Origin of the sequence: Streptomyces sp. NPDC056161, from assembly GCF_042268025.1 — a bacterium.
Lineage (GTDB): Bacteria > Actinomycetota > Actinomycetes > Streptomycetales > Streptomycetaceae > Streptomyces.
Genome location: NZ_JBHJUV010000013.1, coordinates 81,652 through 101,760 on the forward strand (window position 1 = coordinate 81,652; position 20,109 = coordinate 101,760).

Below are 20,109 nucleotides of genomic sequence, written 5' to 3' on the forward strand. Positions count from 1 at the left end.
TCACTGCGCTCCGCCGCTGATCGTCAGAACCGGTACGAACCCGTGCCCGCGCGGACTGGCGTCAGGAATGCACACGCCTCCCGATGACGTCCAGGCATGCAGGGCGAAAGGGTGCTCGCGCAGGCCGACGTGGAGCGCGGCCCGCAGGCCACGCCGCCGCAGCAGGACGAAGGCCGTCACGGCCACGGTCTTGCAGTCGTCGTTGACGAACCAGCTTCCGCGGCTGTGCGATTGCACGGCTCGCTTCAGGCGTGCGACGGCCTCCTCGGAGGCGGGGTCCGCTCGGGCGTAGTCCGGGGCCGCCAAGGGCAGGAGTCGAAGGACACGCCCGAATCCCAAGGTCGAGATCAGCAGGTGCACGCCGTGCAGCCAGACTCCGACCTCGGCGTCCGAGTGCGCCTTCGGCCGGGCCGTCGCGCATCCGGCGCGGATCAGGCCGCTGACGAGTTCGACGCGTTCCGCGGGGCTTCCGCCAGTGAGTTTACGAATGTCGGGCGTCGCCATTCCCAGAAAGCGGGTCCTCTTCCAGTCCGCGATCAGCGCTCCTGCGGACATCCTGGTGACACGGCACTGCGGTGACAGGATCCGCTCCATCGCCACCAGCGCATCGGAATCCTCTGTCACCGCACGTCCTCCACGGTCAGCCCGCTGCGCATCAACGCTGCGGCGGGCGCGATTCACCTGGCGGGTGGTGTCAGGACTGGTATCCGTGACCGTCGTAGAAGCCCCCGCTGAATCCCCGGATCAGACGGCCGTTGCCGACAAGGAAAAGCCCCCGCGGCAAACGACGTCGCAGCAGTCGGAGAAACATCGCCCACCTCCAGAACAGGCAGCGTCGTCAATTCAAGGCTACTGCGCCCGGGGTGCCCCGCAACTGGGACCGCAGGAGCCCCACCGTGCATGCGGGACCACAAGCCGCACGACCCCTGCGCGGCGGCCGGCCCGCGTTCGACGTGACCGGACGGTCCATCAGCCGCGGTCGGCGCTCACGCCTGCCCGTGCGTTGCCCAGCTCTGTCACTCACCTCAGTCACTCAGTCGAGTTGCGGCCCCTCCCGGACAGCAGGACGGTGGAAGAAAGGACTCGAAGGACTGCCGAAGGGGCGACTCGGGAACGTCGATGTGTCACGGTCGGACATCACAACACCCGTTTGCTGAACGCGTTTCGGCGTGCGCTCGACGCTTCTTTCGCCGGGTGGGGGGAAGGCCGGAGCGGAGACGCCATGACGAACGAACCGTTCGACCGCCGTGAGCGCGGCGAACACCCTGAGCCTTTCGATCAGAGCCTGGTCAAGCGCGAGAACGCGTACACGGGGAGATATCTTGTCCTTCTCGACCCCCAGGAAGCGGAGCGCGGTATGGAGGCGCTGCATTCCCGGGCCGGCATTTCTACCGCGGAGCGGGTACAGGGGGCCGAGGCGGAGAGCATCAGCGGAATACTCGAAGAACCCCGGGCGTCCGTGCTGTTCGCGGACCTCGGCGTCGCGGTCGTCGATGTGGCACCCGACCAGCGCGAGGCGTTGGTGACGACGGCTCAGGAACAGCCGGCGATCACCGCCGCGGAGCCGGAGCGCATGGTTTACATCTCGACGATCACGGACCGCGTGCGAGAGATGACCGGGTACTACCCTACCTACCGCAGCGACGAGGACGTCCTGCGGCGGCACACCACGGCCGCGCTGGCCGCCTCGCTGGGGCCGGCCTGGGACGAGTCCGGCCACACGTGGGGTCTGCAAGCGGTCCGGGCCAATCAGACCCGTCTCACGGGACAGGGCGTGAAGGTCGCGGTGCTCGACACCGGAGTGGACGCCCATCACCCCGACCTCTCCGCGCGCATCGCCGGGACGGCGTCCTTCGTGCCGGGTCAGTCCGTGCAGGACGGCAACGGCCACGGTACACACTGCATCGGCACGGCGACGGGACCGACGGACCCCGGGCAGCCGCCGCGCTACGGCGTCGCTCCCGGGGCGGAGATCCTGGCCGGCAAGGTGCTCAGCAATCAGGGCAGCGGCAGCGACGGCCAGATCCTCGCGGGCATCGCCTGGGCGGTATCCCAGGGCGCGAAGGTGATCTCCATGTCGCTCGGTGCTCCGGTCAGTCCGGGGCAGTTGTTCTCGCCGGTCTTCGAGAACCTGGCACAGCGCGTCGTCACCGCGGGAGCGCTGATCGTGGCGGCGGCCGGGAACGACATGCAGCGCGGGCCGGTCAACCACCCGGCCAACTGCCCCTCGATTCTGGCTGTCGCGGCTGTGGGCAAGGCACTTGACGTGGCGCCGTTCTCCTGCCGGGAGCAAAGCCTCGCCGGTTCCGAGATCAATATTGCCGCACCCGGGGTGGACGTACGCTCGGCCTGGCCGATGCCTCAGGCGTACAACACGATCAGCGGCACCAGCATGGCCACACCCCACGTCGCGGGCATCGTCGCGCTACTGGCCCAGGAGAACCCGGACGCCACGGCGTCCGATCTCAAGAGGCGCCTCGTCTCCGGCGCGTACAAGCTGGCCCAGCCCGCGCAGGACGTGGGCGCCGGGCTTGGACAGGCCCCGTGACCGACTCCACGCAGGTGGGCGTCATTCTGTCGGTCGACACCGGGCGGTTCGCCGAGACGATCCGGGCGGCTCGGGCTGCCGGGCTCACCGTGGTGAGCGAGCAGCCGCTCATCGGCACCGCTTCCGGAACCATCGCCGAGGAGCGGCTACCGCTGCTGCGGGCCATCGACGGCGTGGAGGCCGTCGAAAGGGACCGCACCATCCGTCTGCCACCGCCCGAGTCACCGGTTCAGTGAGGAACCACTGCAGACGTGTGTCTCGGACCGGCAACGACCCTATTCGCTGCCGAGCGTTCCGTCCTGGGCGGTCAGCCCGATGAGGTGCACGGCGAGTCCCGAACGCAGGCCGGTTGAGAACTTCTGGGCAGCCGGCGGGAAACCCATCTCACGGCTCACGGTGGCGACCGTGTCCGTCGGGTTGGCGAAGGGCCACAGGCCCGAGAGGATGACGAGGACGGCGGCGGCGAACTGCTGGGCCGCCGTACGCGGGAGGCCGGGCAGCCGTGCGGCCACGACGGCCGCCAGCCTGTCGTTGTTCGCCTTCGCCTTCCCCTTGAACTCGCGAGCGAATTCCAGAGAGATGTTGCGTTCCAGCACGGCGGCCGTCGCACTGAGCAGTTCGCACAGCATCGGCTGGGAGACCAGGCTCTCGGCGATTCTCGTGGCGACCGCCGCCTCCCTCGCATAGGGACGCCCGTCCGTCGGCAGGGGTTCCTGGAGCAGCACTTCGAGACCGTCCAGCCAGGACTGCCAGGACACGTTCAGCAGCTCAAGGAAGATCGCCTCGCGGCTCTCGAAGTACCGCAGCACGTTCGACTTGGCCAGTCCGACCTCGGTGGCCAGTTCGCGCAGGCTGATGTCGGCCAGGGGACGGTCGAGCAGCATGCCGCGAGCGGCGTCCAGGATGGCCAGTCGGCGGGCCTCGATCTCACCGGGGCGGCGGGCACGTTGGAATTCAGCTCGTTTGTCCAGCACAGCGCCCATGATAGAAACCGACCTCCCGGATGCCTTCAGGTGCCTCGGGGTGCCCAGGGGTGCCTTGAGACCTCGCCGAGGCAGCCGTGCGGGGGTCGCGACGCGTCCGGGGACGCGCGACGGGCGACGGGCAACGCGCGACAGACGGCAGGTGACAGGCAACGGGCGACAGACGGCAGGTGACGTGGGTCCGGGTGAGACGGCCATTGCGTTCGTCCTCGACCCGGACGGCAACCGGGTCGAACTCATCTGGCATCCCTCCGCCCAGGAGGCCGCCGCGCACGCGGCGTTTCTCGGCCTCACCGACCTCGGATGGCCCGCACGCGACCAGGTCCGTATCGGGGACGACTGATCGACCTGCGTGGGGAACGGAGATTCGTCCTGGCCGGCCGGACGGCCGCCCGTGCGCAGATCGCGCGGTGCGGCGGGCTGCTTGGTGATCTCCGAGGTGACGGCGTCGTCCCGGGCGGCTCGACGCCGTCCCGGGCGTGGTTCTGCCGCACAAGGCACGCACGTCAGAGCAGGTCGTGTGCACATTGAGACGGCGTAGCCACGACGGCCACACTGGTTCTGTCAGTGGTCAGGTGCCACTGGGTGCGAGTCGCCTGCCTGTTGGCGCTCGCAGGTCCTCCGGTGTTCGCGGGCCCTCCGGTGTTCGCAGGTCCTCCGGTGTTCGCGGGCCCTCCGGCGCTCCTGGGTCCTCGCGGTGACCGCGCCCCCTGACGCCCGGCCACTGACGAAGTCACCAGCCGACGCCCTACGAACACCAGCTGACCTCAGAGCGGTTGGCAGGCCCAGCAGCCGAGAGGCCCCATGACGCGCCCTGATCACGCACACCCGGCATGTCCCGCAGCGGTGTCGAGCACCCGAGCGCTGCCGCTTCCGGGTGTGCCGGATCAGGGGACGGAACGCCGGGACCTGCCTGGACAGGTGTCACCCCGCGGGCGGTGAGTCGGGCGGAGCACTGTCGGAGTTGGACTGAAAGGAGATCATGGACTTGGAAGGCATGTTTTCGGCGAGGCGGCACATCGGACGCCGTAAGGTGTTGGCCGTCGGCGCGGCCGGAGCGGCACTGCCGGTCCTGCCCGGTGTCTTGGGTCGGGCCATGGGTACGGGTGGGTCGACCGCGGCAGACAGGTCGACTTATGCGTATGTCATTTCGTACGCGAACGCTTCCGGGGGTGGCAGCCCGGACGGGACCGGGCTGTACGTCTTCAAGCTCGACCCGGAGACCGGCGCGCTGGAACCGGTGCAGCAGGTGGCCGGATCCAGCCCGGTCTGGATAGAGGTCGCCCCTTCCCGCCGGTTCCTCTACGCCTGCTACTCCTTGCAGGGCAGTGACACGGCACGAGTGGGTCAGGTCGACGCCTTCGCGATCGACCCGCGCACGGGCACACTCACATTCCTGAACCGGGTGTCGCTGGGGGACAGCGGGGCCGCGCAGTTGGCGGTCTCGCCGGACGGACGACACGTGGTGGTGGCGAACTACTACTACGGTGAGTACGTCGTGCTGCCCGTCGGGAAGGACGGTCGGCTCGGTTCCGTCAGCGGTGCGGTGAAGAACACCGGCAGCGGCCCCAAGCCACGCCAGGACTCGGCGCATCCCCACGCTGTCGTCTTCGATCCGCGGGGCCGGTTCCTCGCCACCGCCGATCTCGGCATCGACAAGGTGCAGATCTTCCGGCTCGCCGACGGTGGGCTGGAGCGCGTCAGCGAGACGTCGCTCCCGCCCGGCACGGGGCCCCGCCACGTCACGTTCGCGCGGGACGGCCAGACCCTCTATGTGCTCGGCGAACTCGACGGAACCATCACGGCTTTCGCCTATGACCCCGTGACAGGTGCGGTCGGTCAGACCTTGCAGACCATTGCGTCCGAGCCCGCCGACTATTCCGGTCCGCCCAGCGGCGCCGAGATCACCGTGCATCAGTCGGGCGACTTCCTCTACGCGTCCAACCGCGGCTCGCAGACCGTCGCCGGTTACCGGATCGACCGCTCGACCGGAAAACTCACCGTCATCGGCTACGCCACGCAAGGTGTCAGCGGTCCTACCAATTTTGCCATCGACCCGAGCGGACGTTGGCTCTACGTGAACAGCGGCACGGCGAACAACGTGGTCCAGTTCAGCATCGATCCCGCGACGGGCGAGTTGAAGCCGACCGGCCGGACGGCTTCCGTGCCCGCCCCCCTGGTGATGGCGGTGCGCCGACCGGACTGAGGGATCAGTCCGTGAGGGACGGTACGGCGGCCGCTCTGCCTTCGCTGGTCGGAACACGGGTGAGCAGGTCGGCGACCCGAGCGATCAGTTGGCTCTCCTCGCCGCCGCGGGCGGCTGTCGGGCTGTACGCGAGGACGAAACGGCGCTGCTGGTCGCGAGTGGAGAACGCGGCGTTCTTGTAGCCGTACGTCTCGCCGGTCTTGCCCCAGAAGGTGGTGCCGTTCACGACGGCCTGCTGCAGCCCGGTGCTGTAGCGGGCCGGAGAGCCGTCCAGCATCCGTATGCCGTTCGGTGGCAGGGTGAACATCATCTGGAGCAGCTCCGGCGGGAGCAACTCGCCGGAGAACAGCGCGGTGAGCATCCGGTCGAGGTCGCTCGTGGTGGAGATCATGTCGCCCTCGCCCCGGCTGGACGACTGGTCGTACGTGGTGATGTCCCGCAGGCTGCCGTCGGCCACCGCCAGATAGCCGTGCACGTGCCGGCCGTGGATGCGTGGGTCGTCGCCGGGCACGACGGTGCGCGCCAGACCCAGTGGACGCAGGATGCGGGTCGCGACGGCCTGACCGTACGGGCGGCCGGTCACCTTGTCGACGATCAGTGCGGCCAGTACGTAGTTGATGCCGCGGTACTCCTGCCGGGTGCCCGGGGCGAACTTCAGCGGTCCGTGCGTCGCCGTCGCCACCCATTCCTGCGGCGTCCAGTGGTCGAAGCGGTGGCGGAACACCTCCTCCGCGGTCTCCGGCTCGGGGATGCCGACGTGGTCGGGCAGCCCGCTGGTGTGATCGAGCAGGTGCGCCACGGTGACAGCCGCGAACCGGTCCGGCAGCAGCCCCGGCAGGACACGGCGCACCGGCGCGTCCAGCTCGACCCGGCCCTCCGCCGCCAGTTGCAGCACCACTGTGGCGACGAAGACCTTGGTGATGCTCCCGATCCGAACCTTGTCCTGCGGCGTCACCGGCCGCCGCGTCGCGATGTCGGCCACGCCCGAGGTGCCGCGCCAGGAGCCGGCCGTGCCGGCGACGGTCAGTTGGGCCGCCGTCGACGGCGGTTGCCCAAGGTCGTCGATCGCCGCTTGCAGGGCGGTGGGGTCCGGCGGCGGGAGCGACGCGGGCGAGGCGGCGGCACGGTGCGCGGGCAGCATCACGGTGGCGGCCAGCGCGGCCGTCCCCGCGAGAGCGGTGCCCGCAAAAGCCCGTCGTGACATGCGCGTTGAGGTCATGCTCCTCACTTTGTCAGCAGGGCACGTGCCCGAACATCAGGGTTCGTCCCGGACTGATCCCCGATCACATCCCCGACCCGACCCGCACACGGACCACCGCCTCCGCCTCGGTGTCCAACACCTTCGATACACGCGCCACGGCGTACGGTCCGCAACGCGCCTCACGGCGTATGGGGCCGCACCGCGCGTCACGGCCTACGGGTCCGCACGTCCAGGACCGTCGTGTCCGATCCCCCGTTGCGCCCGATCCGGGTGAAGCCGAAGGAGGTGTGGAGGCGCACAGCGGGGTTGCCGTCCTCGACGCTCAGGCTGAGCCGGGTGACGAGAGCCGGTCTCTCGGCGGCTGCCCGGATCAGCGCCTCCATGAGGGCCCGGCCGTGGCCCACCCGACGAGGTAACGCGCGGCGTGCGGGCCGGCGGCAAGTTGCTGGGCGGTGAACCGGTGCTCCTGCCGGACCTGGCCGGTCAGGCCGGCTCCGTCGCGGCGGGTACGGCGCACGGGGCAGCGGTGGTGTTCCTGGCGAGCGTCCACACGATCAGCGCGGCGACGGCGTAGGCGGCGCCGAGCAGGCAGGACGCCTGCCATCCCGCGGCGGTGTACGCCCAGGTCGTGGTGACCGCGCCGAGGGCGGAGCCGAGCGAGTAGAAGGCCATGTAGGTGCCGATGGCGCTGCTGGAGCGCTCGGGATACGCGGCGGTGAGGAGGTGCTGGTTGCTCACGTGCACGGCCTGGACGGCGAAATCGAGCAGCACGACACCCGCGATGAGCATCCAGAGGGTCGGTGTCGTGTGCATGGTGAGGATCCAGGAGACGGCCAGCAGCGCGAGCGACCAGCCGGTGACGGCTTGGGCCCGCCCCGCGTCGGCCCAGAGCCCCGCCCGTGAGGCACCCGCCGCGCCGACGAGGCCGGCCAGTCCGAACAGCCCGATCGTCGTGGTGCCGAACTGCCACGGCGCGGCCCCGAGCGGCAGAGCCAGCCCGCTCCACAGGGTGCCGAAGGAAGCGAACAGGAAGAACGCGATCAAGCCACGGCTGAGAAAGAACCGGTCGGTGACGACGAGCCGCCCCGCGGCGGCGAGAACGCTCGGATAAGGGGTCTTCGCGAGCCGGACGTCCGGCTGGAAGGTGATACGTACGGTCAGGGCCAGCCCGACGCACAGTACGGCGAGGACGGCGTAGACGGCCCGCCACCCGAGGGCGTCGCCGAGCGCGCCGCCCACTACGCGGATCCCCAGAATCCCGGCCACCACCCCCGCGGTGACCGTGCCGATGTTGCGACCGCGCTCACCCGGCGACGAGTTCGCCGCGACATAGGCGACGGCGATCTGCACCACCACCGCGAACAGGCCGGTGATCGCCATCCCGGCCGCGGCGATCGCTCCGCCGGGCGCGACCGCCGTGATCGCCGCGCCCGTCGCGGTGAGCATCAGGTGCCCGACGATCAACGTGCGCCTGTTGAAGACGTCCCCGAGGGGCACCAGCAGGACGAGCCCGGCGAGATAGCCGAATTGGCCGGCTGCGACCAGCCACCCCAGCGCTCCCTCGGTCAGCCCGAGATCGCTGCCCGCGGTCTTCAGCACCGGCTGGATCGCGTAGATCGTGGACACCGCTACCGCGCACACCGACGCCAGAACGACCAGCCCGCCACGCCTGATCATGGGCGACCTCCCCTCACAAGTCGGAACTGTGATTGGTCTCAATATGAAACCAATCAAAGAGTAGGGCATAATGGTTTTGAAATGCAACCTAAGAGGGAGGTGGTCCGATGGCGGACCTGGTGACGACCGGCCAGAGCTGGACCGATCCCACCTGCCCGGTCGCACGCGCCGTCGATCTCGTGGGCGACCGGTGGAGCCTGCTCATCGTCCGGGACGCGATGGACGGCGCCGCGTCGTTCACCGACTTCCGCAACCGCCTCGGCGTGGCCCGGAACATCCTCAGCGACCGGCTCCGCAAGCTCACCGCCCACGGCATCCTGACCACGAACACCCCGCCCGGCGCCAAACGCCACACCTATCGGCTCACCGACGCCGGCCGCGAGTTGTTCACCGTCGTCGTCGCGCTCCGGCAGTGGGGAGAGCGCCATGCCTTCGCCGCCGACGAGGAACACTCCGTCCTGGTCGACGACAGCGGACGCGAGGTACCCCCCTTCCACGTTCTGGACCGGAGCGGCCGACCCGTCACGGCATCGACGGCACATGTGCGCAAGGTCGGCGAGGACGACAACTCGGACCCGCCATCCGCGTGATCCTGCCCAGAGATCCGACCCGCTTCTTCACCCGACTCGCCGACGGTGAGCCCCAGTTGGGCTACGAGTCTGGCCTCGGCCACGACCCGGGCGGCGCCCGGCCTGACCTGCCGCGCCCGACGCTGGAAGCGGCCGGAGCCAACCCGCCCGCCCGGCGAACGTACGACCGGACAGTCACCCGCGCCGCAGCCAAGACGCCGTCCGGGCCGTCAGTCGGATCACGACGCCCTGTCGACCGAACGGGGACGGTCTCCTCACGGGACCGCCTCCCCCGGCATGTCCGGGTTCATGTCGTCGCGTCACTCAGGGGATTGCGTCGGGACAGTGGCGTCTGCCGTCCTCCCGGACTTCCCGGAATGACGGCGAAGGTGGTCGACAGCCACGATCTTGAACGTGGACGCGGCGACCACCGACCCGGTGTCTCCGAACGCCACCCGTCCCGGACCGCCGATGTCCAGGACAGCCAGACTGCCCTCGCACCCGGCCTCCGCGAACACCTGCTCCAGCCTGTCCTCGATCATTCAGCCACCATGACCCGCCCAGGGCGCATCCCGAGGCCGATTCGCCAACGGCGAACCCCGCCCCTCCCCCGCCGGGCACGACGCGGGACAGCGCCTCGGGACAGGACCTCACCTCACTCGGCTCGTGCTCCGGTTCTGAACAGTCGCGCGTGCGGCGCCGCAGCAGAGAAACCTGGTGAAGCTCCGGTGCGTAGCGGCCGGCGCCCGGTTCGGGTGGCGGCCCGCGCACCGGAGCCTGTTGGTGCGGGTGGGTTCGTACGGTCGGTTCGGCGAGCGAGTGTGACGGGACGCCGCCGGCCGCTGGTCAACGCCGCGACAAGCCGGCTCCAAGGTGCCTACGTGTCGGTCCCGGCGCGCGCGGCGCCCACGAGGACGGGGTGCGGCCCGCTCTCCGGCTAGATGGCCATGATGGGGTGGCTGCGGAGCAGTTCCTCCGAGACACCTTGCGCGTCGGCGAGGAGCCGGCCGTGGGGCGCGAGTTCGTCGAGCACGTCCTCGATCGTGTCCGGCAACGACAGGACCTGGTCGCTCTCCAGCCGCCGTGCCCCGAGGAGGTCGCCGGAATGGGCTGCGAGGCGACGCAGAGCGAACAGCCGGTGGAGGGCGTACAGGAGGCGACCTGCCACCGGGTGGGTGGCCTGCCGGGCAGCCGTCAGCAGGCCCTCGGCCGCGAGGAAGTGGGCGTGGGCGTCGACCAGTTCGAGGGTGGGAAGGACGGTTCGGTCCAGGGCGCTGCCCGGACGGGGGCCGCGCCGTCCGGCGCGGGCGGCCGGGAGGCCGTCGCCGGTGTCCGTCGGCTCGGCGGTCTCCTTCGAGGGGCGGAGCCGCTCGCCGGCGCGCTCGAACCATATGCGCTCGATGTCACCCAGCAGGTCTTGCAGCGCCTCGGGGTCGTCGAGGTCGGCCGGGCCGGAGCGGGACGGCCTCGGGGTGAAGTGCCCCAGGAGCAGCTCCATGCCAGCCTTGATCCATATGACCTTGTTGTCGCCTTCGGCGGTGATCGCTCCCTCGCCGGCCTGGAGTTGACCCGCGATGCCGTTGGCCAGGAACAAGCCCTGGGCTCCGCAGCGTTCCCGGCACTCGCTCATCACCTGGCGACCGCGCCAGGTGATCCAGCCCTTGGTGATGGCCGCGAGCCGCTCGGCCTCGTCGCGCTCCTCGGCCGTGGCGGCCTCTTCCCACTTCCGGACCGCGGCACGATGGAGGAATGTCGAGGCGTAGGCGGTGGCCAGGCCGTCGATGAGGGGGGCGTGGTGGCTGCGGTGCTGCCACAGCGGGACGCTGCCGCCCCTGGTCCCGCTGGAGGTGTGGCGGGCATGGGCGTACCGGACGGCGACCGTCAGGGCGTGGCGGGTGGTGCCGAGGTGGTACGCCTGCATGCACAGTTTGCCGTCGGTGACCCGGGTCACCGAGCTGAGGAACCGCTTGCGGGGGCTGCCGATGGAGCTGGCGTAGCTGCCCTCGGGTGTCAGCCGGCCGTGGTCGGCCTGCAGCATGGCCGCGTAGGGCAGGCGGACGTGGGTGAAGGTGGTCAGGCAGTGGTCGACGGGGGCGCTCGCCGTCTGCGGCAGGCGTTCGACGGTGACGCCCGGCAGGCACTCTCCGCCGATCTCGTCGTGCAGGGGTACGAGGAAGAGGTGCACACCTTCGTCACGGTCGCCGGTGATCAGGCGGGCGGCGACCAGAGCGGTCTTGGGACCGCCGAGCGGGCTCGTGTTCGGCATGAACTTCGCGGCTTCCGGCCGCGGCGTGTGCAGGTCGAACTCACGGGTGGCCGGGTCGTAGGTGGCGGTGGTCTCCAGTTGCGGGGCGCTGTTGCCGTGGGCCAGCTCGGTGCACAGGAAGACGCCGGTGCGGTCCATGTCCAGGAAGGGGCGCAGGTCGTGCTCGCCCTCGACGTTCAGCAGGCTGCCCAGGAAGAGGTTGTAGTGGATGCTCAGGATCGTGCCGAGTCCCGGGTCCACCGGGCCGACCCACTCGTGCAGGGCGGTAAGTCGCGTCGGGTTCCGCGCGAGGGTCTCGGGGCCGTCGGCACCGTCCAGGAGGGATTTGTTGACCGTCCGCAGGCGCTCGTAAGAGAGCGCCATGCGTTCCTCCGGCGGCAACTCACGGTGATGGAACGTGGTGGTGCCGAAGAGGTCACGCCAGGGCGCGTGGATCTGGTCGAACTGACCGTCGAAGAGTGCTTGCCTAAGTTCTGCCGCAACCGAGTCGTCCTGCTGAGAGCTGGTCTGAGTGATCACCCGGGGACGATAAAGCATGCAGCGCGCATGATTCAGCATGATCATTAACACGTCCCGATGCCCTTGAAGCATGATCTCCATCCGGTGATCCATTTCCGGGCTCCTGCACACGACCTCGTCGTCAGGACGTACTTGTGGATGGACCAGCGGGTTCTTCGAGGAACGGCACCGCGGTCCCGGCCGACTTGGCCGTCGGCGGAGTGGAGGTGCGATGATCTGCTGGTGCTCGGGCGCGGCGGCGAATCATCCAACAGGCATGGTTTTGCACGGAGTCGACCCTTGGGTGTGAGATAGATCACCTGAGGGACGGTGAAGGTGCGGACGTAGCCTCGCTTGCACGGCGGTCGCGCACTGACTCAACGTGATGAAGTGGCTGTCGCGTCCCGGGCCGGGGCGGCTCCCGCGAGGCGGATGCGGACGAGGACACACACAACAGGAGGGTGCGGAGAAGTGCGACAGCCAGTCCAGGAGCGTTCGAAGAGGACGAGACGGCTCGTACTGGAAGCGGCCGCACGCCTGATCGCCGACCACGGAGTCGCGGGGGTGAGCCTCCAGCAGATCTTCGACAAGGCAGGTGTGTCCAGGGGGTCGGGACAGCATGTGTTCAAGACCAAACAGGAGATTGCCCTCGCGATCGTGCGGGAGGGCTTCAGCATGGACGCCGCGCTGCCGGGGAAACCTCGCGTGCAGGCGGTCGTGGACGCGTCGATCGTGCTGGCCTGGCTGACGGTCATGTCGCCGGTGGTCCGAGCCGCCGCCCGCATCGTCACGGAGCAGGAGAACCCAGAGACCTTCGGCGCTCTCTGGGACGGCTACGTCCCCATGGTCACGGGGATCCTGACCGAGGCGGCGGAGGAGGGAGAACTGCTGGCGGACGTCGATCCGGCGGAAGTGGCCGAGCACTGGGTCATGGCCTTCACGGGATACGACCTGAGGTGCCGCCGCACCGTCGACGAACTGCCTCGGCGGATCGCGAAGATGAACGTCTGGGCGGTGCGCGGCGTCGTGACCCAGGAGATCTTCGACAAGCTGGTATTCGACGTCCAGCGGGGTCTGACACTGATCGCCGAGTCGGACTGGGCGAGCAGCTACATCACCGACGCCGACTACCAGCGAAAGGCCGGTGTGCCGGACGGCACGGCCGACTGACGGCCTGAGGGGGAGGCGGCACGGGCCCGATGCGTCGCGGACGGAGGTGTCCGGCCGGCGCGCCGAGGCCCGCCGGAGACGGGCCGCCTCACACCTGGAGCCGAGAGCCACGTACGGTGACAGCCGTCGCCGCACGGCGCGCGCTGATATGTCTGCTCCCTCCGCCACGGTTCACCATGCCTTCTTCATCACGTTCCTCGTAAAATGATCTGGGCCGGCCGTGAAGATCACCTGCTTCCGGGCCATGGCCGGTGCGTAGTTTGATGTGGACCGGTGAGCCGCCGGCCCTGGAACGCCTGGCTGGTTGTGTTCACGGGGCGGATCACACGTCGACTCGTTGGGGGATGGAGATCGAGGAGGGGCAACCGGGCGTGCCGGCGCGAGCCGACGAGCTGCTACGTGGCGCAGGCGCGGAGCGCCCGCACGACACAGGTGTGCCGGGGTGGACCCCGAGTGGCCGGTGGCTCTCTCCGTGGCCGGGTGCGGCGGACAGCTCGCGCGGCCACCGTCGCGGACGCAGCCATCGACGCGGCCACCGTCACACGTGTCCCCGGATCGTCCTCCGTGGTGCGACCTGTCCCGGGCCCGGACGACCTGGACGGTGTCCGGCAGCCGGTCCGGCCATCGCCTTATGCCTCCTACCCGCACGCCCCTGACCGCCGCGAAACGAGCGGCGTCCTGGCAGAGCGTGGCTGACGGCACCGCCGCACGGTCCTGGCGGTGAAGTGAACTCGTGCGCGGCTGACCTCCGCACGCACGACCCGCGGGGAGGTCGGCCGGCCCCGCATCGAACGGAAGGTTCTGAATGCAATCCCTCATCCCCAACGACGCGGTGTTCCTGGCGGGTTTCCGTCGGCTTGAGGAACTGCTCCACGAGCTGACGTCCCTCTATCCCGGGGTCCTGTCCCCGGAGGAGATCTGGACGGCGGAGGCCGCGTACGAGGGCTGGTGGAGGATCGCCCAGCAGCTTCCACCGGCCTGGACGACATGCCCCTGCCGCACTCGCCGGACGGACCACGACGGCGGGAACGCTCCTGTCGCGCCGGGCCCCTGCCATGGGGCCGTCAAGGGAAGGTGCTTGCACGTCGTCGAGTTGAGCCCCGTCGACCTGGCCACGATGGAACTGCTTCACGGGCTGCTCGCCCGGTCCGAACGCGAGCGTTCCACCCAACTCGCCGAGGCCCTCGAAGACATCGAGAAACCCGGCGAACGGCTCGTCGACGCCTGCCGGCGGATCCTCACCGCCCTCCGGCTCCAGCCCCCTCCGGAGCTGATGGCGGCCCTCCGGGCGGCGACAGCATCGCACCCGACAGCGCGCATTCACCTGAACTCGGCCCAGAACCGGGCCTACCTGGCCTTCCTCCGCAGATTCGAGCAGGCGTTCTACCGTGACCGACCCGAACCCGACACCGCACGACACCAGTGAGTGACGACCCCATCGACCGGGCTACCGCAGGCCGAGTCGGCATGTCGGGGAACGCGTCGGGAAGGCGACCGGTACGAGACACCGGACCATGAGACCCCCTACCCGCACCTGGACGGGACACCGTCGTGTCCGTTGCGGACAGCTACGAAAGTCCTGGGCCGACTCAGCGGGCCGTCGGAGCGGGCAGCGTGACCGCCTCGCGCAGCTCGTCGGCGGCCTGGGTGATGAGCTGGGAGAGGGAGGCGTCCGGGTCGGCCAGCCAGCGGGACGCTGCCCGTCGGTGGATCGCCAGCACCACGTCGATGATGAAGCGTGCCTTGCCGGGCTCGACGCCGCGGCGCTCAAGCGCCGACGCCAGCGCGTCGGCGATGTCGGCGAGCTTGATCAGATCGCGCTCGGCCAGTGCCGGGTTGGCGGCGATCACTCTGACGCGGCGCAGCAGGAACTCGCGCGGGCGAAAGATCTCCTCCGCGGTTCTCAGCGCGGTCAGCAGCGCCTCGATCGGCGGGAGGCCCGGGTCGGTCGCCTCGACCTGGGCGACGAGGTGGGCCTCCAGCTCGTCACCGGCGAAGAGGACTTCCCGCTTGTCGGGGAAGTAGCGGTAGAAGGAGCGCTCCTTCAGACCGGCGGCGCCCGCGATCTGCGCGACCGAGGTGCGCTCGAAGCCCTGCTTCTCGAACAGTTCGAGCGCCGCGCGCTCAAGCCTGCCCTGTGCGTCGGATTCCCATCTCGGCATGCCCACCAGGGTACGACAACAGAAGCTGTCATCAGCTGGTAGGGTCCGATGAGTCAATGACAACAGATGCTGTTATCAACTTGGAGATCGTCATGAAGGCTCTGCAATTCGACCGGTTCGGTTCCCCGGACGTGATCGCGCTCCGCGACGTCCCGCTGCCGGAGCCGGGTCCCGGTCAGATCCGGATCGAGGTGCGGGCGTGCGGCCTGACGCCGGCCGACTGGCACATCGTCGACGGTCTCCTCGCCGACCAGCTGCCGCCGCTGCCGCGCGGGCTCGGCCTTGAGATCGCGGGCACCGTCGACGCGCTCGGCGAGGGCGTCACCGGCGTCCGGATCGGCGACCGCGTGTTCGGCCCGGCCACCTTCCACGGCCCGACGGCCGGCGCCGCCGAGTACGCGCTGATGCCGGCCTGGGCACGCATCCCCGAAGGCGTCACCGACGAGCAGGCCGCCGCGCTGCCGATGGCGGCCGAGACGGCGTGGCGCGCGCTCGACGACCTCGGTGTCCAGCCCGGTGAGCTGCTGCTCGTCCACGGCGCGGGTAGCACCGTGGGTGAGGCGGCGGTGCGCTTCGCACTGCACCGGGGTATACGGGTGATCGCCACCGCCGGGCCGACCCGGGCCGCCGCCCTGGAAGAGATCGGCGCCCAGGTGGCCGCCTACGGCGAGGGCATGGCCGAACGCGTCGGCACACTGGCCGGAGGCCGCGTCGACCGAGCCCTGGACACGGCGCCGACCGGGGGCCGGATCGACCGCGCCGACCAGCCCAGCCCGGCCGGCGGCTCGCTACCGACCTTGATCGAGCTGACCGGGGATCCCGACCGTGTCCTCACCGTCTCGGACTTCGCCGCCGCGGCCGAACTGGGCGTCCGGATCACCACCGAGATCCGCTATGACCACATGGACGACTTCGCCCGGCTCGCCGGCGAAGGCATCTTGGTCGTACCGGTCGCCCGCACGTACACGCTCGACCAGATCCAGGAAGCGGCCGGGCTCAGCCAGTCCCGCCGGCCCGGCGGCAAGCTCATGCTCGTCCTGTGATCACCCTGCCGGCCCGGCCTGGGCACGGGCGGACGCCTACGTCACCGCCATGACCCGGTTCCGGCACTGGCTGGTGGAGGAGGCCCCCGACGAACGCGCGGCGTCGGAAGGCAAGGTCCCGATCAGTGTCGTGATGGACATCGCCGGTCCGAGCGGTGAGTATTGCCAACGACTATTGCCAACGACAACAGATCACGATTTCTGCCCGGTGATGGAGTCGGTGCGGGGCGCGTGCCCCCTCTCCGCGCCAACACTGGACGGTTCCAGGCGGCGACCACGGGTCGGTACTTCGGGCACCGACGACCCAGGTGGGCCGCCCCGCCGGGCAGCGGACAGGACTCGCCGTGCCGTCGGCGAACTACCGTTCCCTGCTGCGCACCCCGGGTGCGGCGGCCTTCTTCCTGCCGGCCTCCTTCGGAAAGGTCGGCGGCGCGATGACCAGCCTCAGCATCGTCTGGCTCGTGCACGCCCACACCGGCACCTTCTCCGCGGCCGGCCTGGTCACCGGCGGGTTCGCGGTGTCCGAAGCGCTCGGGGCGCCACAACTGGCCCGGCTCGTGGACCGGTTCGGACAGACCCGCGTCCTGCCGCCCGCGCTTCTCGCCCACGCCCTCGCGGTGGCCGCCCTCGTGTCCCTGGTCGCCGCGGACGCCTCCGACGCCCTCCTGGCTCTGGGCGGAGCGCTGGTCGGGGTCAGCGTGCCGCAACTCGGTGCGATGTCCGCGGCACGCTGGGCGGCACTGCTGCGCACCGGCCGAGCGGCTGAACTCCCCACCGCTTTCACGCTGGAGTCCCTCAGCAACGCGGTGGCCTACCTCGTCGGCCCGGCGTCGGTCAGCGCACTCGCCGCGGCCGGACACCCCGTGGTCGGCACGGCGCTGGCCGCCTCCCTGTCGGTGGGCGGCGGTCTGCTCCTCGCCGCGCAGCGCGGCAGCGCACCCTCCCCGGCGGCCGACAGCGCCGCGCGCACCCGTGCGGACCGGTCGTCGCTTCGCGGCGAAATCGTCGTACTGATGGGCCTCAACCTGGCCATCGGCGTCTACTTCGGTGCCATGCAGGTGTCGGTGACCGCGTTCACGGTGGAGCACGGCGCACCGGGCGCCACGGCCCCGGTCTTCGCCGTCTCCAGTTGCAGCGGACTGCTGGCCGGATGGCTGTACGGGCTGCGCCGGTGGCGTGCCGCACCCCCGGTGCAACTGCTCGTGACGAGCAGCACACTGACGCTGGGCACACTACTGCTCCTCACGGTCGGCTCACCGTTCGGGCTCGGGCTCGTCGTGGTGCTGACCGGTGCCACCGTCCCACCCCTGCTCGTACTCTTCTCCGTGCTCACCGAGTCCACCGTCCACCAGACCGTTCTGACCCAGGCGTTCTCCTGGCTGGGCTCCGCGAGCGCGGCAGGCTCGGCCACCGCGGCGGCGGTCTCCGGCTGGGCGATCGACTCGCTGGGGTCACGCGGTGGCTTCGCGGTCACCGCGACGGCCGCCACCGCGATGACGCTCCAGAGCCTCGCCGGCCTACGCCTGCTGCGCACACCGCAACGGCAGTCGACACGTGGGGAACCGTCGACGGGAAGCTGATTCGCCGACACCGCACACCGCCGATGACGGTGGAGCGGAAGAACGCACCTGCTCGGCCGGTGACGCCGGGTCAGCCGGTGGGGCCGGGTCAGCCGGTGGGGCCGGGTCAGCCGGTGGGGCCGGGTCAGCCGGTGGGGCCCGCCAGGGTCCAGCCCTCGACGGTCACCTCGGGGTGCACGTCGTGCGGATCGACGGTCTCACCGCAGCTTTCGCAGACGGTCCGGGGCAGGAGTTCGTGGTCGCGGTGCCGCATGCGCAACGGGGGTGAGGTGACCGCCCAGCGGTCTCCCCAGCGGAGCAGTTCCCGGACGACGCCCACCAGGTCCTGTCCGGCGCCGGTGAGGTAGTAGCCGTGGTGCCGGGGGTCGTCCGGCAGCGGGCGCTGTTCCAGCACACCGGCGGCGACCAGGTTCTTCAGGCGTGCAGAGAGACGGTCCGTGGGTGCGCCCGTGTTCCTGGCGATCTGCCGGAACCGGTGGTTGCCGAGCATCACTTCACGGATTGCGGGCAGCGACCACCGGTCACCGATCACCTGGAGCGAGGCGGCCAGCGAACAGGGACGTCCGGCCAGCTCGTGCGGATCGATGCGTTTCGTCGTCATCGAGCCAGTATCACACCGGATGCTTTGAATATCAAAGCCAGCCTCCGGGGTCGGACCGAGGCCGGGCCAGGACGGACCGGGAGAGACACCCATCAGTTCGGTTTGAAATTCAAATCAGCCTGTGCTCTGCTGGAGCACATGGCCTTGATTGGAATATCAAAGCAACGTGTCGCCGGAGTCGTGATCCTGCTGGCGGTCTTCATGACGAACCTCGACCTCTGGATCGTCAACGTCGCCCTGCCCGCCATGGGCGCGTCGTTCTCGCCGGGGCAGGGGGACACCGCCACACTCGGCTCCTTGTCCTGGGTCCTCAACGCGTACGCCATCGCCCTGGCGGCACTGCTCGTCGTGGCCGGCCGGACCGCGGACCGGATCGGGCAGCGGCCCGTCTTCCTCGGCGGCGTCACCGTCTTCACGCTCGCCTCACTGGCCTGCGCCCTCGCACCCGATCTGTGGGCGCTCGTACTGGCCCGCGCCGTGCAGGCGGTCGGCGCCGCGGCCCAGTTGCCGACCTCGCTGGCCCTGCTGCTGGCCACCGTGCGGACCGAGGACCGTACCCGGGCCACCCGGAACTGGGCGGCCATCGGCGGACTCGCCGCCGCGGCGGGACCGGTCGCCGGCGGGTTGCTGGTCCAGGTCGACTGGCGCTGGGTCTTCGTGATCAACGTGCCCCTCGGCATCGCCACCGTGATCGCCGGCCTCCTGGTGCTGCCGCGGACGGAGGCCCGGGAGGACGGACCGTTGCCCGACATGCTGGGCGCGCTTCTGGTCACGGTCGCGGTCGCGACCTTGTCCGGCGGCCTGGTCCAGGGACCCGACTGGGGCTGGCTGGACGGCAGGACCGTCCTGCTCTTCGCGGTCGCGGTGCTGAGCGGATCGGCGTTCGTCCTGCGCTCCGTCCGGCACAGCCACCCGTTGTTCGAACTGGACCTGTTGCGACTGCCCCGGTTCGGTTCAGCCAACGCGGGAACGTTCGTCTTCGGCGTCGCTTTCGCGATCATGCTCCTGTCGAACGTCCTGTGGTGCCAGGAGGTCTGGCACTGGAGTGCGCTGCGCACCGGCCTTGCGATGGTGCCGGGGCCGACCCTGGTGCCCGTCGTCACCCTGCTCACCGCCCGAGCGGCCCAGCGCTACGGGCACGGCCCCCTGATCGCCGTCGGGGGACTCCTCTTCACCGGCGCCATGCTCTGGCGGGCCGGCTTCGCCTCCGCCTCCCCCGACTACTGGGTCGACCTGCTGCCCAGCATGATCATGAGTGGAGCAGGCGTGGGCCTGGCGCTCGGCACCCTGGTGGCCGCGGGAGTCAGCGCCCTGCCGGGGCACCGCTCGGCCACCGGATCCGCGCTGGTCAACTCCGTACGGCAGATCTCCGCCACCGTGGGGGTCGCCGTCCTCGTCGCCGTCGTCGGGTCCCACATCGGACCGTCCTCCCGGCAGGATTTCCGCGCCTCCTGGGTACTGGCCGCGTGCCTGAGCCTGCTGTGCACGTTCGTGGGCCTCCAGATCACCCGCGGCGCCGCCCGGGACCGAGCGGCACGGGCGGCCGACATCTCCGACCCTGCCGCAGCGGCGCACGCCCCTGCCGACGCCCACTGACCGCGCGGC

19 protein-coding genes are annotated in these 20,109 nt (G+C 70.1%); 10 read left to right on the forward strand and 9 right to left on the reverse strand.

The annotated features are described in order from the left end of the window. Positions 1 to 681 (reverse strand): lasso peptide biosynthesis B2 protein, encoded by a 681-nt coding sequence (locus ACFC09_RS14450; protein WP_376527315.1) that lies wholly within the window; start codon positions 679 to 681, stop codon positions 1 to 3. Between the two features lie 541 nt (positions 682 to 1,222). Here ACFC09_RS14450 and ACFC09_RS14455 point away from each other — a divergent pair. Both ACFC09_RS14455 and ACFC09_RS14460 read left to right on the forward strand, forming a co-directional pair. Further along, the gene (locus tag ACFC09_RS14455) at positions 1,223 to 2,548 is read left to right on the forward strand and encodes a S8 family serine peptidase (protein ID WP_376527318.1); all 1,326 of its coding nucleotides are present in this window, start codon (positions 1,223 to 1,225) and stop codon (positions 2,546 to 2,548) included. After that, entirely contained in the window at positions 2,545 to 2,784 is a 240-nt protein-coding gene (locus ACFC09_RS14460) for a hypothetical protein (protein ID WP_376527320.1), read from the forward strand. The genes ACFC09_RS14455 and ACFC09_RS14460 overlap by 4 nt, the downstream gene beginning before the upstream one ends. A gap of 39 nt (positions 2,785 to 2,823) precedes the next feature. Here ACFC09_RS14460 and ACFC09_RS14465 read toward each other — a convergent pair whose 3' ends face one another. Then, positions 2,824 to 3,522 (reverse strand): TetR family transcriptional regulator, encoded by a 699-nt coding sequence (locus ACFC09_RS14465; RefSeq protein WP_376527323.1) that lies wholly within the window; start codon positions 3,520 to 3,522, stop codon positions 2,824 to 2,826. Positions 3,523 to 3,673: 151 nt separating this feature from the next. Between ACFC09_RS14465 and ACFC09_RS14470 the strand changes: the two genes are divergently transcribed. Together ACFC09_RS14470 and ACFC09_RS14475 are read left to right on the forward strand one after the other, a co-directional pair. Next, on the forward strand, positions 3,674 to 3,874 hold the full coding sequence (locus ACFC09_RS14470) for a hypothetical protein (RefSeq protein WP_376527325.1): 201 nt from the start codon (positions 3,674 to 3,676) through the stop codon (positions 3,872 to 3,874). A gap of 753 nt (positions 3,875 to 4,627) precedes the next feature. After that, positions 4,628 to 5,737, forward strand: a complete 1,110-nt coding sequence (locus ACFC09_RS14475; RefSeq protein WP_376527328.1) for a lactonase family protein — start codon at positions 4,628 to 4,630, stop codon at positions 5,735 to 5,737. A gap of 4 nt (positions 5,738 to 5,741) precedes the next feature. Here the strand turns inward: ACFC09_RS14475 and ACFC09_RS14480 are convergent, their stop codons facing one another. The 3 genes from ACFC09_RS14480 to ACFC09_RS14490 form a co-directional block, all read right to left on the reverse strand. Beyond that, a complete protein-coding gene (locus ACFC09_RS14480; RefSeq protein ID WP_376527330.1) occupies positions 5,742 to 6,956 on the reverse strand; it encodes a serine hydrolase domain-containing protein in 1,215 nt (404 codons plus the stop codon). Between the two features lie 188 nt (positions 6,957 to 7,144). Further along, positions 7,145 to 7,342 carry a GNAT family N-acetyltransferase gene (locus tag ACFC09_RS14485; RefSeq protein WP_376527333.1) on the reverse strand — a complete coding sequence of 66 codons (198 nt, stop codon included), beginning with the start codon at positions 7,340 to 7,342 and terminating at the stop codon, positions 7,145 to 7,147. Positions 7,343 to 7,421: 79 nt separating this feature from the next. Then, positions 7,422 to 8,615, reverse strand: a complete 1,194-nt coding sequence (locus ACFC09_RS14490; RefSeq protein WP_376527336.1) for an MFS transporter — start codon at positions 8,613 to 8,615, stop codon at positions 7,422 to 7,424. A 107-nt stretch (positions 8,616 to 8,722) separates the two neighbouring features. On the opposite strand from ACFC09_RS14490, the gene ACFC09_RS14495 reads away from it, so the two are divergent. Beyond that, positions 8,723 to 9,205, forward strand: a complete 483-nt coding sequence (locus ACFC09_RS14495) for a winged helix-turn-helix transcriptional regulator (protein ID WP_376527338.1) — start codon at positions 8,723 to 8,725, stop codon at positions 9,203 to 9,205. 299 nt (positions 9,206 to 9,504) lie between these two features. Here ACFC09_RS14495 and ACFC09_RS14500 read toward each other — a convergent pair whose 3' ends face one another. Continuing rightward, positions 9,505 to 9,726, reverse strand: a complete 222-nt coding sequence (locus ACFC09_RS14500; protein WP_376527340.1) for a hypothetical protein — start codon at positions 9,724 to 9,726, stop codon at positions 9,505 to 9,507. 395 nt (positions 9,727 to 10,121) lie between these two features. After that, positions 10,122 to 11,969 (reverse strand): acyl-CoA dehydrogenase, encoded by a 1,848-nt coding sequence (locus ACFC09_RS14505; RefSeq protein WP_376527343.1) that lies wholly within the window; start codon positions 11,967 to 11,969, stop codon positions 10,122 to 10,124. A gap of 450 nt (positions 11,970 to 12,419) precedes the next feature. Between ACFC09_RS14505 and ACFC09_RS14510 the strand changes: the two genes are divergently transcribed. Both ACFC09_RS14510 and ACFC09_RS14515 read left to right on the forward strand, forming a co-directional pair. After that, positions 12,420 to 13,118, forward strand: coding sequence for a TetR family transcriptional regulator (locus tag ACFC09_RS14510; RefSeq protein ID WP_376527346.1), 699 nt, complete (start codon positions 12,420 to 12,422; stop codon positions 13,116 to 13,118). An 805-nt stretch (positions 13,119 to 13,923) separates the two neighbouring features. Next, the gene (locus tag ACFC09_RS14515; protein ID WP_376527349.1) at positions 13,924 to 14,544 is read left to right on the forward strand and encodes a hypothetical protein; all 621 of its coding nucleotides are present in this window, start codon (positions 13,924 to 13,926) and stop codon (positions 14,542 to 14,544) included. Between the two features lie 163 nt (positions 14,545 to 14,707). On the opposite strand, the gene ACFC09_RS14520 is transcribed toward ACFC09_RS14515, so the two are convergent. Further along, a complete protein-coding gene (locus tag ACFC09_RS14520) occupies positions 14,708 to 15,280 on the reverse strand; it encodes a TetR/AcrR family transcriptional regulator (protein ID WP_376527351.1) in 573 nt (190 codons plus the stop codon). Between the two features lie 92 nt (positions 15,281 to 15,372). Here ACFC09_RS14520 and ACFC09_RS14525 point away from each other — a divergent pair, with 92 nt between their 5' ends. Both ACFC09_RS14525 and ACFC09_RS14530 read left to right on the forward strand, forming a co-directional pair. After that, positions 15,373 to 16,323: an NADP-dependent oxidoreductase gene (locus ACFC09_RS14525; protein WP_376527353.1), complete on the forward strand. Its 951-nt coding sequence runs from the start codon at positions 15,373 to 15,375 to the stop codon at positions 16,321 to 16,323. Between the two features lie 344 nt (positions 16,324 to 16,667). Further along, positions 16,668 to 17,903, forward strand: coding sequence for an MFS transporter (locus ACFC09_RS14530; RefSeq protein WP_376527355.1), 1,236 nt, complete (start codon positions 16,668 to 16,670; stop codon positions 17,901 to 17,903). 124 nt (positions 17,904 to 18,027) lie between these two features. On the opposite strand, the gene ACFC09_RS14535 is transcribed toward ACFC09_RS14530, so the two are convergent. Further along, positions 18,028 to 18,504: a winged helix-turn-helix transcriptional regulator gene (locus ACFC09_RS14535; protein WP_376527358.1), complete on the reverse strand. Its 477-nt coding sequence runs from the start codon at positions 18,502 to 18,504 to the stop codon at positions 18,028 to 18,030. Positions 18,505 to 18,648: 144 nt separating this feature from the next. Between ACFC09_RS14535 and ACFC09_RS14540 the strand changes: the two genes are divergently transcribed. Then, entirely contained in the window at positions 18,649 to 20,100 is a 1,452-nt protein-coding gene (locus ACFC09_RS14540) for an MFS transporter (protein ID WP_376527361.1), read from the forward strand. The last annotated feature ends 9 nt before the right edge of the window (positions 20,101 to 20,109 follow it).